This is a genomic window from Anaeromyxobacter sp. PSR-1 (assembly GCF_000964525.1).
Classification (GTDB): Bacteria; Myxococcota; Myxococcia; order Myxococcales; family Anaeromyxobacteraceae; genus Anaeromyxobacter.
In genome coordinates, this window is the sequence record NZ_BAZG01000128.1 from 1 (window position 1) to 12,382 (window position 12,382).

Genomic DNA, 12,382 nt, shown 5'->3' on the forward strand with positions numbered 1-12,382 from the left:
GCGGCGGTCCTGGCCGCCGCGTGCTCCGCGGCGCTGGCCGTGCGCCCGCCGCCCGTGGCGGTGGCCCGGGTCCGGCGCATGGGCCTGCGCGAGACCGTGGTCGCGAGCGCGCGGGTCCTGGCCGCCGCGCGGGCAGAGCTGGGCGTCCCGCTGGCGGGGGTGGTCCGGGCGGTCCACGTCGATCGCGGCGCGCGGGTCCGCGCGGGCGAGGTGCTGCTCGAGCTGGACGACGGCGCGCTCGCCGCCACGCTCGAGGAGCGTCGCGCCGCGCTCGGCGCCGCGGAGGCGCGGGTGGCGCAGCTCGCGACGACCTCGGCGGCCTCGGCGACGGCCGGCCTGGGCGAGGCGGACGCGGCGCTCCGGCGCGCCGAGACCGAGCTGCGGCGCGCCGAGGCGCTCCGCGCGGAGGAGGCGATCGCGCCGGCCGCGCTGGAGGACGCGGCGCTCGCGGCGGATCGCGCCAGGAGCCGCCGCGCCACCGCGCTCGCGGCGCAGCAGGACGTGCGGGGGGCCGAGCTCCGGCTGGCGCGCGCGCGCGCCGCGGAGGCGGCAGCGGCGGTGCGCACCGCCGAGGCCCGGCTGCGGGAGGCGCGGATCCGGGCGCCGGCGGACGGGCTCGTGCTCGAGCGGCGGGCGGAGCCGGGGGACGTGGTCACGGCCGGGCGCGCGCTGCTGGTGATGGCGGCGGACGGGGAGGCGCGGGTGGCGGTGGAGCTGGACGAGCGCCACCTGGCGCGGGTCCGGCCCGGGCAGTCCGCCCGCGTCACCGCCGACGCGTGGCCGGACGTGGTGCTCGGCGGCGTGGTCGCGTCGGTGGGCCCGGGCGTGGACGCGGCGCGGGGGACGAGCGAGGTCCGGCTCCGGGTCCCGGACCCGCCGCGCGGCCTGGTGCCGGACCAGACCGTCTCGGTGGAGCTCGAGACCGGCGCGCGGCCGGACGCGCTGGCCATCCCGCCGGAGGGCCTGCGCGAGGCGCCGGACGGCTCGACCTGGTGCGCCGTCGTCCGCGGCGGGCGCCTGGAACGCGCGGCGGTGCACGCCGGGCTGCGCGGCGCGCGCGCGGTCGAGGTGACGGGCGGGCTCGTCGAGGGCGAGGCGGTGGCGACCGGGGCCGTGGAGGCGCTGCTCGGCCAGCGGGTGCGCCCGCGCGAGGAGCGCTGATGCGCCTCGACCTGTTCCTCGCGCTCCGCTTCCTGCGGGAGGGCCGCGCCCAGACCGCGCTCATCGTGGGCGGCACCGCGGTCGGCGTGGCGGTGTTCTTCTTCCTGAACGCGCTGGTGGCCGCGGTCGAGCGCGGGATGGTGGCGCAGACCCTGGATGCGCTCCCGCACGTGGTGCTGCGCCCTCGCCCCGAGGCTCCCCGCACGCCGCCCTCGCCGGACGGCGCCGCGGCGGTGAGCCACGTGCAGCGCGCGCCCCAGCGCCTGCGCGCCGTGGACCAGTGGCAGGCGGTGGCGCGCGAGGTCTCGGCGGCGCCGGGCGTGCGGGCGGTGGCGGCGGTCGCGTCGGGTCCGGCCATGGCGTCGAGGGGTGAGGCGAGCCGCTCGGTGAGCCTCATCGGCGTGGACCCGGAGGCCTACCGGCGCGTGCTGGTGGCGCTGCCGGGCCGCGTGGTCGAGGGGGACCTGAGGCTCGGGCCGTCCGAGGTGGTGGTGGGCATCGAGCTGGCGGAGGAGCTGGGCCTCACCCGCGGTGACACGCTGCGCGTCGCCACCGCCGCCGGCGCGCGCGCGTTCGTCGTGGCAGGCCTGTTCGATCTCGGGACCCGCGACCAGAACCTCCGCTGGGTGCTCACGGCCTACCGGAGCGCGCAGGCGCTGCACGCGCTGCCCGGCGCGAGCGCGCTCGAGGTCCGGCTCGACGACGCGTGGGCGGCGGCGGAGGTCGCCGATCGCCTCCGGCGGCGGACCGGTCTGCGGGTGGAGAGCTGGATGGACCTGAACGGGAGGTTGCTCGCGGCGCTCCGGTCCCAGCGCGGCTCCACCCGCGCCATCCAGGCGTTCGTGGGGCTCGCCGCGGTCGCCGGCATCGCCAGCGTGCTGGTGGTGTCGGTGGTGCAGCGACAGCGCCAGATCGGGATCCTCCGCGCCATGGGGCTCTCGCGAGGCGGCGTCCAGCGGCTGTTCCTGGTGCAGGGGGCGGTCATCGGGCTGCTGGGCGCGGCGGCGGGCGTGGCCATCGGGTCCGTGCTGGCGCTCGTGTTCGAGACCAGCGCCCGCCACCCCGACGGCACGCCGCTCTACCCGGTGCAGCTGTCGCCGGCGCTGTACGCGGCCTCGGCGCTGCTGGCGCTCGGGGCCGGCCTCGCCGCCGCGTTCACGCCCGCCCGGCGCGCCGCGCGGCTCGATCCGGCGGAGGCGATCCGCCGTGACTGAGCCCGGACCCGCGCTCGCCTTGCACGGGGTGAGCCGGGCGTTCGGCGGTTCGGTCGTCACGCCCGTCCTCCACGGCATCGACCTCGCGATCGACGCGGGCGAGCTGACCGCCGTCGTCGGCCCCTCGGGCTCCGGCAAGAGCACGCTCCTCAACGTCATGGGGCTGCTCGACCGGCCCACCACCGGCCGGGTGGAGGTGTTCGGCCGCGACACGGGAGCGCTCGACGAGGACGCGCTCACCGCGCTGCGCGGCGGGACGATCGGCTTCGTGTTCCAGTCGCACCACCTGCTGCCGGCGCTCACCGCGGCCGAGAACGTGGCCGTCCCGCTCGCCATCGCGCACGGGCGGCTCCTGCCCGAGCACGTGGCGCGCGCGGAGGAGCTCCTCGGGACGCTCGGGCTGGCCGGGCACGCCCGCGTGCGTGCGGGCGCGCTCTCCGGCGGGCAGCAGCAGCGCGTCGCGCTGGCGCGCGCGCTCGTCCGGCGGCCGGCGGTGGTGCTCGCCGACGAGCCCACCGGCAACCTCGACTCCGCCGCGGCCGATGCCGCGTTCGAGCGGATGCGCGCCATGAACGAGCAGCTCGGCGTGGCGTTCCTGGTCGTCACGCACGACGCGCGCCTGGCGGGCCGCTGCCGGCGCGTGATCCGCCTGCTGGACGGGCGGGTGGTGGAGGATCTGCGGAGGGGGTGACGGTTGGGTCGGCCCGTGCCCTCACCGCAGCCGCAGGATGCGGACCGCGCCCGCGAGCACCAGCAGCGCCACCGCCGTCCCGATCACCAGGTCCGGCAGCGCCGAGCCGGTCCACGCGACCAGGGCGCCGGCGGCGATGACGCCCAGGTTCGCGAGCACGTCGTTCGTCGAGAAGATCCAGCTCGCCTTCATGTGCGCGCCGCCGTGGCGGTGGCGGGCGACGAGGACGAGGCAGCCCACGTTGGCGGCGAGCGCCAGGGCCGAGACGCCGATCATCGCGGGCGGCTCCGGCGCGCTGCCCGCGAGCAACCGCCGCGCCACGTCGGCGAACACGCCGAGGGCGAGCGCGGCCTGGAGCACGCCGGACACGTGCGCCGCGCGCAGCTGGGCCCGCGCCGCGCGGCCCACCGCCCAGAGGCTCAGGCCGTAGACCAGCGCGTCCGCCAGCATGTCGAGCGAGTCGGCGATGAGGCCGGTGGACTCGGCGAGCCAGCCCACCACGCCCTCGACCAGGAACATGGCGGCGTTGACGGCGAGCAGCAGGCGGAGCGTGCGGGCCTCCGCGCCGGGGTCGGGCGCGGCCACCGCGGCGCCGGGCACCTCGGCTCCGTGCGCGGCCGGCGAGGCGGCCGAGGACGCGGCGGAGGACGCCAAGCGGGCGCCGAGCCCGAGCGGCCGAAGGCGGGCCAGGAGCGGCGCGGGATCGCCGGCGTGGAGCACGGTGAGGGTGCGCGCCTGCAGGTCGAAGCGGAGCTCGTCGATCCCCGCCGCGCCGTCGAGCGCCAGCCGGATCATCCGCTCCTCGGAGGGGCAATCCATCCTCGGCACCGCGAACACGGTGCGCGTCGTCCCGGGCGTCGGCATGTCGCGGCGCAGTATATAGCGCCGCCCATTCGCGTAGAGCCCTGCTGCGGCGCACGCTGGCTGCCTGCGCCGGGTCGAGGCGGGCGACGCCGCGGCGGCGTCGGCGGCGTCGGCGCACGTGGCGAGGCTGGAGCGGCTCCCGGCCCCGCCGGCGCAGGCGGGTGTGCTGCGGGCGCTGCTGGCGCGCCGCGCGCGGCTGGAGCGCGAGCCGCTCGACGACGCGCTCGTCGCGGCGTGGACGGAGGCCGGGCGTCCGGACCTCGCCTCGAGCCCGCTCCTGCCCGCGGACTGGGGAGCGCGGCTCCTGTCCGGCGCGGTCGCCCCCGAGGTGCGCGCCCGGATGGACGCGGGGGAGCGGCTGCTGTTCCCCTACGGCCGCCCGGCCGACTCCGCCAGCGACGGAGAGGGGAAGGATCTGGACGACGCGCTCGCGGCGGCCGCCGCCGCGGGGTCGAATCCGCTCTCGGTCAACCTCGCCATCCTGTCGGCGCTGGGCCGGCACGAGGGCGCGCCCGGTGCGCCCGAGGTGGCGATGCAGCGGGCGGCGGCGCGCGTCGGCCCGGCCGTCGCCGCGGCGGATCCGGGATCCCGGGAACGGGGTGATGGCGCTCGCGGCCGACCAGGCCGGGCCGGCGATGCCGCTCCTGCGCCTCCGCGAGCGCGCGGGCGCCACGGCCGATCCGGCCCTCCGCGGGCGCGCCGGCGAGCTGCTCCTCGCGGTGGGCGGCCGCCTGGGCTCCTCCGGCGCGTCCATCGACCGGATGCTCGGGCTGGTGCTGGCGGACGAGGGCGCGCGCCTGACGGGCGACGAGCGCCGGCGCGCGGCGGTGCGCGAGCAGGGGGAGCGCGTGCGGCGCGAGGACGACGCGCTCCGGGAGGCGCTGCGCCGGCTCGGCACCTGGCCGTTCGCCGCCACGCTCCCGCGGGAGCCGGATCGCGAGCTGGAGCGGCTCGGCCGGCTCCTGCGCTAGCCGCCCGGACGGGCCGGTCAGGCGGGCAGCGACCCGAGCGCGCGGTCGAGGTCGCCGATCAGGTCCCCGGGGTCCTCGATGCCGATGGACAGGCGGATCACCGAGTCGGTGATGCCCGCCCGCTGCCGCGCCTCCGGCGTCATCGACGCGTGCGTCATCGACGCCGGGTGCGCCACCAGGCTCTCGACGCCCCCCAGCGACTCGGCCAGCGTGAACCAGCGCAGCGTGCGCAGCACGTGATCCACGCGGGCTGGGCGGCCGTCGCGGAGCTCGAAGCTGAGCATCGCGCCGAAGCCGCGCTGCTGCGCGCGCGCCAGCGCGTGCTGCGGGTGCGAGGCGAGGCCGGGGTAGTGGACTCGCGCGACCTCCCGGTGCCCTGCCAGGAACTCCGCCACGCGCTGCGCGCCGGCCTCGTGCGCCTTCACGCGGAGCGCCAGCGTCTTCAGCCCGCGCAGCACCAGGAACGCGTCGTGCGGGCTCTGCGAGGTGCCGAGCAGGTTGTTCATCGACTGGATGCGCTGCAGGAGCGCGGTGCGGCCGCGCGGCGCGACCACGGCGCCGCCGACCACGTCGCTGTGGCCGTTCAGGTACTTGGTGGTGGAGTGCACCACGAGATCCGCGCCGTGCTCGAACGGGCGCTGGAGCGCGGGGGAGAGGAAGGTGTTGTCCACCACGGCGAGCGCGCCGCGCCGGTGCGCGAGCTCGGCCACCGCGCGGATGTCGGTGAGGCGGAGCAGCGGGTTCGAGGGCGTCTCGATCCAGACCATCCCGGTGTTCGGGCGCAGCGCGCGCTCGACCGCGTCCAGGTCGGCGAGATCCAGGTAGGTGACCTCCAGCCCGTAGGCCTGCCGCGCGTGCTCGAGCGTCCGGAACGTGCCGCCGTAGCAGTCCACGGTGCAGAGCAGGTGGCTGCCGTGCGGCAGCAGGTTGAGCGCCACCAGCACCGCGGCCATGCCGGTGGTGGTGCAGGTCGCGCCGGCGCCGCCCTCCAGCGTGGCGATCGCCTCCTCCAGCGCGGCGCGCGTCGGGTTGCCGCTGCGCGTGTAGTCGTAGCCCGCGTTGGTGCACACGTCGCGGAACGCGAACGTGGACGACTGGTAGATGGGCGGCATCACCGCGCCGTAGGCGGGGTCGGGCTGCACGCCCGCGTGGACGCACTGCGTGGCCAGCCCCGCGCCGGGGACGAGCGGCGCGCGCTCCGCCCAGCCGGCCCGCGCCGGGGTGCCGGGCGGCACGATGGTGAAGTGGTAGGCCGGGTTTCCGGGCACGTTGGAGTCGAGGTGGACGTCGTCGGACATGGCGGCTCCTGGGGCCGGGCGGCGGGCGCGGCCGGGCCGACGTTCCTACCAGAAGCGTCGTCCGTTTCATAGGACGGTCGTCCGTTAATCATGGATTGGGCGTCGAAATACCCGTTTGGTAGGACACGGCGTCGTCCGTTATGACGGATATATGTCTAACTTGGCCCGCCCTGGCGCTCCGCCGCCGCGACCGCGGCCCGGGCCCGCGCGAGCATCAGCGCGTACGCCGCGCCGAGCGCCGCGAGGCAGGCGAGCCCGAGCGCCACGTAGCGGCCGGAGAGCGCCGACGCGCTCCAGCCGTGCACCTGCATGAGCGTGCTCGCGTCGGACAGGCCGACGCCCTCGATCTCGCCGAGCGGCAGCTCCCCGGGATCGCGCCAGGCGCGCACCCAGCCGTGGAGCGCGTCCACCAGGGCGGCCGCGCCGATGACGAGGAAGCCCCAGCGGAGCGAGCCGCGGCCGAGCGGACCCTCGGGATCCGCCCAGATCGTCGCGACGAGGGCCGCGCCGATCACCATGCAGCCCGCGTCGCCGCCGAACGTGATCAGCGCCCGCGCGGTCGCCCCCGGCAGCAGGGTGCAGACGAGCTGCACGGCGAGCCCGGCCGCGCCGGCGGCGAGCAGCGCCCGGCGCCCGGAGCGCCAGCCGCGCCACGCGAGCGCGGCGAGCGCCGCGGCCACCCCGATCACGACGACCGGGAGCCGCCCCGCCGAGATTGGCGTCCGCCACGGGCCGGGGAAGGCGCCGTGGCCGCACAGCCAGGCGGTCGCGGCGTGGCCGAGCTCGTGGATCCACATGGACAGGAACGTGCGGAGCAGCGCGTGCCCGGGGCCGGACGCGACCATCGCGAGCGCGAGGAGCAGCGCCGCGGGCGCCGCCACCGCGCGGATCCACAGCTCGCGGCGCGCGCCGTCCAGCTCGCCGGACCAGCGCGCCGGGGCCGGCATCCCGAGCGCGACCCCCGCCGCGCCGAGGTCCGGCAGCGTCTCCTCCGGTCCCGGGGGCGCAGGGGGCGCCGTCGCCCGCGGCCGGGCCTTCGCGTAGATGACGCCGCAGCGCGGGCACTCCGGTCCGGTCGCGCGCGGCGCGCCGCAGCGCGGGCAGGAGGGGGCAGGGGCGTGGGCCATCGCGGTCACTCTACCGGAGCGCGGGGCACCGTGGCGGCCGGTCCTCCCCCGCTCGCGGTGCGACGCGGCGCGCGTCCCCAACGAGCGCCCGTCCTCGCCGCGACGGCGCGGCGTACGATCCCTGCATGCTCGTGGGCGAGATCATGACGCGCCGGGCCGAGGCGATCGCGCCGGGCGAGACGCTGGAGGCCGCCGCGCGGCGGATGAAGGCGAACGGCGTGGGCGCGCTGGTCGTGTGCGAGGGGGACCGGCCCGTCGGGATCCTCACCGATCGCGACATCGTGGTGCGGTGCGTGGCGGAGGGCGGGAACCCGGCGCGGGCGGACGTGGGGAGCGCGATGACGCCGCAGGTCGTCGAGTGCGGCGAGGACGACGCGCTCGAGGACGCGGTCCGGCGGATGGCGGAGCGCGCGGTGCGGCGGCTGGTGGTGCTGGATGCGTCGGGCCGGCTGGCCGGCGTGCTGAGCGTGGACGACGTGGCGCGCCGCGCGCCGGCGCTGGCCGGCGCCGTGGTCGAGCACCTCCAGGCGCCGGAGCGGCCGCTGCGGCAGGGCCCGTGGCCGTGGTGGGAGACGCCGGGCCGCTGACGCGGCGGCGAGTCCCCGGATCACAGCTCGGCGGGTGCGGGCGCCTCGGCCTTGGGCGACGGCAGCTCGACCAGGGTGGCCTGGGTGAGCAGCAGCACGCTCGCGATCGAGACGGCGTTCTCGAGCGCCACGCGGACCACCTTGGTCGGATCCACGATGCCCGCCTCGACGAGGTCCACCCAGGTGCCGTGCGCCGCGTCGAAGCCGAAGTTGCCGGTCCCGGCGCGCATCCGCTCCACCACCACCGCCCCCTCCACGTCGGAGTTCTGGGCGATCTGGCGGGTGGGGATGGCGAGCGCGTGCACCAGCACCTCGAGCCCGGTCCGCTCGTCGCCCTCGCAGGCCGCCTCCTCCCGGCGCACCGCGTCGATGGCGCGCAGCAGCGGCAGGCCGGCGCCCGGGACGATGCCCTCGGCCACCGCCGCCTTGGTGGCGCTGATGGCGTCCTCGAACGCCTCCTTGCGGCTCTTCAGCTCCGCCTCGGTCGGCGCGCCCACGTGGATGACCGCCACCCCGCCCGCGAGCTTCGCGAGCCGCTCCTGCAGCTTCTCGCGATCGTAGTCGCCCTTCGTCTCCCGGATCTGCCGGCGCAGCTCGTCGGTGCGCGCCTGGATGCGGGCGCGGTCGCCGCCGCCGCCGATGAGCGTGGTGGTCTCGCGCGCCACCACCACGCGGCGCGCGCGGCCCAGGTCGCCGATCGCCAGGCGCTCCAGCTTGGTCCCGAGGTCCTCCGACGCGACCTTGCCGCCGGTCAGGACGGCGAGGTCCTGCAGCAGCTCCTTGCGCCGGTCGCCGAAGCCCGGGGCCTTCACCGCGGCGCACGGCAGCGCGCCGCGCATCTTGTTCACCACCAGCGTGGCGAGCGCCTCGCCCTCGACCTCCTCCGCCACCACCAGCAGCGGCCGCCCCGCCTTGACCACCTCCTCGAGCAGCGGGAGCAGGTCCTTCATCAGGCTGATGCGCCGGTCGCAGAGGAGCACGAGCGCGTCCTCGAGCACGCACTCCATCCGGTCGGCGTCGGTCACGAAGTAGGGCGACAGGTAGCCGCGGTCGAGCTGCATGCCCTCGACCACCTCCAGCGTGGTCTCGGTGCCCTTCGCCTCCTCCACCGACACCACGCCCTCGCCCCCGACGCGCTCCACCGCGTCGGCCACCAGCTCGCCCATGGCCGCGTCGTTGTGCGCGGAGATGGTCGCGACCTGCGCCTTCTCGCGGCGGGTGGTCACCGGCCGCGACAGCGCCCGCAGGCTGGCCACCGCGGCGCGGAGCCCGCGGTCGAGCCCGTGCTTCAGGTCGATCGCGCTCGCGCCCGCGGCCACGTTGCGCACGCCGTCGGCGAGGATCGCGTGGGCGAGCAGCGTGGCGGTGGTGGTCCCGTCGCCCACCGCGTCGCCGGTGCGCTCGGCCGCCTCCCGCAGCATGCGGACGCCCAGGTTCTCGGTGGGATCGTCCACCTCCAGCTCCTTCGCGATGGTGACGCCGTCGTTGCAGACGATCGGCTCCCCCCATCGGCGGTCGATGAGCACGCACTTGGACTTCGGCCCCAGGGTCACCCGGACCGCGTCGGCGAGGAGCGTGGCACCACGGAGGACGCCCTCCCGCGCGCTGTCCGCGAAGCGCAGCGCCTTCTTCATGTGAACAGCTTAGGACCCCCGGGCGACGGGGGCGTCGGCGGCAACCGGGGACCCGCCTTCGCGTGCGCACCGGTGGCCCGGCCGTCCGGCCGGGCGAGCGGGCTCGCGCGTCTTCCGGAGTCCCCCGCACGCTCGGCGCCCCGGCCGCGGGGGCGGTCCTACAATGGGCCGGCGGCGAGGTGCGACCGGCCCTCGCGCCGGAGGCGGCCGTGGACAACGGCGAGGTCGCGCGCGTCCTCGCGGAGATCGCGGATCTCCTGGAGCTCACCGGCGGCAACGCGTTCAAGGTGCGCGCCTACCGCCGGGCGGCCCAGGTCGTGGACCTGCACCCGGTGCCGGTCGCGCGGCTGGCCCGGGAGGGCGGGCTCGCGGAGCTGCCCGGCGTCGGCGAGCGCATCGCGGAGAAGATCGCGGAGCTGGTGGAGACCGGCGGGTGCCGCGAGCACGCGCGGCTCGCCGCGCTGGTGCCGGCGGGCGTGCTGGAGCTCCTGCGCCTCGAGGGCGTCGGGCCGAAGACGGTCGAGGCGGTGTGGCACCGGCTCGGGGTCGAGGACGTGGCGGGCCTCGAGGCGGCGTGCCGGTCCGGCCGCGTCCTCGAGGTGCCGCGGATGGGCCCGGCGCGCGCGGAGGCGATCCTCGGCGCGATCGGGCGGCACCGGGCGCGGGCGGGCCGGACCCTGCTGCACCGGGCCATCGGGCACGCGGAGCCCATCCTCGAGCGGCTCCGCGCGGTGCCCGGTGTGCGCGCCGCGGAGGTGGCGGGAAGCGTGCGGCGCCGGCGGGAGACGGTCGCCGACCTGGACGTGCTGGTCTCGGCGGGCGACGCGGCGCCCGTGGTGCGCGCCTTCACCGGGCTGTCCGGCGTGGTGGCGGTGCTCGCCGAGGGTCCGACCAAGGCCTCGGTGCGGCTGCGCTGCGGCATGCAGGCCGACCTGCGCGTCCTGCCGCCGGACGCCTGGGGCGCGGCGCTCCTGTACTTCACCGGGAGCAAGGCCCACAACATCGCGCTCCGCGCCCGGGCCCTGCGGCGCGGGCTGAAGATCTCGGAGTACGGCGTCTTCGATCGCGAGGGCCGCCGGCTGGGCGGCGCGACGGAGGCGGAGGTGTACCGCGCGGTCGGGCTGCCGTTCATCCCGCCCGAGCTGCGCGAGGCGCAGGGGGAGCTGGAGGCCGCCGAGGCGGGGACGCTCCCGCGGCTGGTCGAGGAGGGCGACCTGCTCGGCGACCTGCACGTCCACTCGCGGGCCTCCGGCGACGGGCGCTCGGACCTCGAGGCGCTCGCCGCGGCCGGGCGCGCGCTGGGCCGGCGCTACCTCGCCATCACCGATCACTCCCGCTCGCGCCCGCTCGGGCTCGACCCGCAGCGCCTGGCGGCGCACGCGGGCGCCATCCGGGCGCTGGACGGCCGCCTGCGCGGGAAGCCGCACCTGCTGGCCGGCGTGGAGGTGGACATCCTGCCGACCGGCGCGCTGGACCTGCCGGAGCACGACCTGGCGCGGCTGGACTGCGTGGTGGCCGGGGTCCACGCCCGCTTCGGCGACCCGGCCGCCCGGAACACCGACCGCATCGTGCGCGCGCTCCGGTCCGGCGTGGTCCACGTGCTGGCGCACCCCACCGGCCGGGAGCTGGGCACGCGCGACGGGTACGCGCTCGAGCTGGACCGGCTCCTGGAGGCCGCGCGCGAGGAGGGCGTCGCGCTGGAGGTGAACGCGATGCCGGAGCGGCTGGATCTCGGCGCCGAGGGCTGCCGCGCCGCGCGCGCAGCGGGGGGTGCCGGTGGTGATCTCGACCGACGCGCACGACGCCGCGCAGCTCGCGAACCTCCGCTACGGGGTGTGGGTGGCGCGCCGGGGGTGGCTGGAGGCGAAGGACGTGCTGAACACGCTGCCGCTGCCGGAGCTGCGACGCCGCCTGGCGCGCCGCGCGCGCGCGCCGCGGCGCGCGCACGGGTGAGCCGGGCAGGAGGTGGAGCGCCATGGTGTTCGAGGACCGGAGGCAGGCGGGGCGGCTGCTGGCGGAGCGGCTGGAGCGGCTCCGGGCGCGGCACCCGGTGGTGCTGGGCCTGGCGCGCGGCGGCGTGCCGGTCGCGGCCGAGGTGGCCCGCGCGCTCGGCGCCGAGCTGGACGTGCTGGTGGTGCGCAAGCTGGGCGCGCCTGGGTGGCCCGAGTACGCCCTCGGCGCCGTCGCCGAGGGGGGCGCGGCCTGCGTGCGCCACGAGGCGCTGGGCGAGGCCGGCGTGTCCGAGGAGGACGTGGCGGCGATCGCCGAGCGCGAGGCGGCGGAGGTGGGGCGGCGGGTCCGCCTGTACCGCGGCGACCGGCCCGCGCTCGAGCTGGCCGGCCGGACGGTCATCGTGGTGGACGACGGGGTCGCGACCGGGGCCACCGCGCGCGCGGCGGCTCGGGCGGCGCGCCAGCGCGGGGCGGCGCGGGTCATCGTGGCGGCGCCGGTGATCGCCGCCGCGACGGCGCCGGAGCTGCGGGCGGACGCGGACGAGGTGGTGGCGGTGGACCTCCCGGAGCCGTTCATGGCGGTGGGGCTCTGGTACCGGCGGTTCCCGCAGGTCTCGGACGACGAGGTCGTCGCCTGCCTGCACCGCGCCGGCGAGGAGGTCGCGGCCGATCCGTGGGGCGGGGACGACTGGCTCGCCGGCGACGCGGAGCCGGCCGACCCCGAGGAGACGCGGACGGTGGTGATCCCGTTCGACGGCTCGTCCCGCGGCCCCGGGACCCTCGACGGCGAGCTGTCCATCCCGGAGGGCGCGACGGGGCTGGTGGCGCTCGTCCACGGGAGCGGCTCGAGCCGGCGCAGCCCGCGGAACCGGCTGGTCGCGGC

Annotated in this window: 9 protein-coding genes and 3 pseudogenes; 8 read left to right on the forward strand and 4 right to left on the reverse strand. The window is 77.9% G+C overall.

Features of this window, described 5'->3' with window-relative positions; genetic code table 11:
* The 3 genes from PSR1_RS16495 to PSR1_RS16505 all read left to right on the forward strand — a co-directional run.
* A partial coding sequence (locus tag PSR1_RS16495; RefSeq protein ID WP_059438562.1) for an efflux RND transporter periplasmic adaptor subunit occupies nt 1–1,161 on the forward strand: 1,161 nt, incomplete at its 5' end.
* Entirely contained in the window at nt 1,161–2,375 is a 1,215-nt protein-coding gene (locus PSR1_RS16500; RefSeq protein ID WP_059438563.1) for an ABC transporter permease, read from the forward strand. The genes PSR1_RS16495 and PSR1_RS16500, both read left to right, overlap by 1 nt.
* On the forward strand, nt 2,368–3,066 hold the full coding sequence (locus tag PSR1_RS16505; RefSeq protein WP_059438564.1) for an ABC transporter ATP-binding protein: 699 nt from the start codon (nt 2,368–2,370) through the stop codon (nt 3,064–3,066). The genes PSR1_RS16500 and PSR1_RS16505 overlap by 8 nt, the downstream gene beginning before the upstream one ends.
* Before the next feature lie 21 nt (nt 3,067–3,087).
* On the opposite strand, the gene PSR1_RS16510 is transcribed toward PSR1_RS16505, so the two are convergent.
* A complete protein-coding gene (locus tag PSR1_RS16510; RefSeq protein WP_059438565.1) occupies nt 3,088–3,930 on the reverse strand; it encodes a cation transporter in 843 nt (280 codons plus the stop codon).
* A gap of 602 nt (nt 3,931–4,532) precedes the next feature.
* Between PSR1_RS16510 and PSR1_RS16515 the strand changes: the two genes are divergently transcribed.
* Complete coding sequence (locus PSR1_RS16515; protein WP_059438566.1) at nt 4,533–4,901, forward strand: hypothetical protein; 369 nt, start codon at nt 4,533–4,535, stop codon at nt 4,899–4,901.
* 17 nt (nt 4,902–4,918) lie between these two features.
* Here PSR1_RS16515 and PSR1_RS16520 read toward each other — a convergent pair whose 3' ends face one another.
* Nucleotides 4,919–6,199 carry a PLP-dependent aspartate aminotransferase family protein gene (locus tag PSR1_RS16520; RefSeq protein WP_059438567.1) on the reverse strand — a complete coding sequence of 427 codons (1,281 nt, stop codon included), beginning with the start codon at nt 6,197–6,199 and terminating at the stop codon, nt 4,919–4,921.
* 155 nt (nt 6,200–6,354) lie between these two features.
* Nucleotides 6,355–7,326, reverse strand: coding sequence for a hypothetical protein (locus PSR1_RS16525; RefSeq protein WP_059438568.1), 972 nt, complete (start codon nt 7,324–7,326; stop codon nt 6,355–6,357).
* A gap of 125 nt (nt 7,327–7,451) precedes the next feature.
* Between PSR1_RS16525 and PSR1_RS16530 the strand changes: the two genes are divergently transcribed.
* Nucleotides 7,452–7,913: a CBS domain-containing protein gene (locus tag PSR1_RS16530; protein ID WP_059438569.1), complete on the forward strand. Its 462-nt coding sequence runs from the start codon at nt 7,452–7,454 to the stop codon at nt 7,911–7,913.
* A gap of 20 nt (nt 7,914–7,933) precedes the next feature.
* Here the strand turns inward: PSR1_RS16530 and groL are convergent, their stop codons facing one another.
* Nucleotides 7,934–9,547: a chaperonin GroEL gene (groL, locus tag PSR1_RS16535; RefSeq protein WP_059438570.1), complete on the reverse strand. Its 1,614-nt coding sequence runs from the start codon at nt 9,545–9,547 to the stop codon at nt 7,934–7,936.
* Nucleotides 9,548–9,756: 209 nt separating this feature from the next.
* Between groL and PSR1_RS24620 the strand changes: the two are divergent.
* The 3 pseudogenes from PSR1_RS24620 to PSR1_RS24305 form a co-directional block, all read left to right on the forward strand.
* Nucleotides 9,757–11,244: pseudogene (locus tag PSR1_RS24620) on the forward strand (helix-hairpin-helix domain-containing protein); the annotation flags it as partial.
* 278 nt (nt 11,245–11,522) lie between these two features.
* Nucleotides 11,523–11,990 (forward strand): annotated as a pseudogene (locus PSR1_RS24625) (phosphoribosyltransferase); the annotation flags it as partial.
* A 6-nt stretch (nt 11,991–11,996) separates the two neighbouring features.
* Nucleotides 11,997–12,382: pseudogene (locus PSR1_RS24305) on the forward strand (hypothetical protein); the annotation flags it as partial.

Bases quoted from the DNA above. Each gene is read 5' to 3' on its own strand.
- PSR1_RS16530 (WP_059438569.1), top strand. From the start codon at position 7,452: ATGCTCGTGGGCGAGATCATGACGCGCCGGGCCGAGGCGATCGCGCCG.
- PSR1_RS16520 (WP_059438567.1), bottom strand. From the start codon at position 6,199: ATGTCCGACGACGTCCACCTCGACTCCAACGTGCCCGGAAACCCGGCC.
- PSR1_RS16500 (WP_059438563.1), top strand. From the start codon at position 1,161: ATGCGCCTCGACCTGTTCCTCGCGCTCCGCTTCCTGCGGGAGGGCCGC.
- PSR1_RS16510 (WP_059438565.1), bottom strand. From the start codon at position 3,930: ATGCCGACGCCCGGGACGACGCGCACCGTGTTCGCGGTGCCGAGGATG.
- groL (WP_059438570.1), bottom strand. From the start codon at position 9,547: ATGAAGAAGGCGCTGCGCTTCGCGGACAGCGCGCGGGAGGGCGTCCTC.
- PSR1_RS16515 (WP_059438566.1), top strand. From the start codon at position 4,533: ATGGCGCTCGCGGCCGACCAGGCCGGGCCGGCGATGCCGCTCCTGCGC.
- PSR1_RS16525 (WP_059438568.1), bottom strand. From the start codon at position 7,326: ATGGCCCACGCCCCTGCCCCCTCCTGCCCGCGCTGCGGCGCGCCGCGC.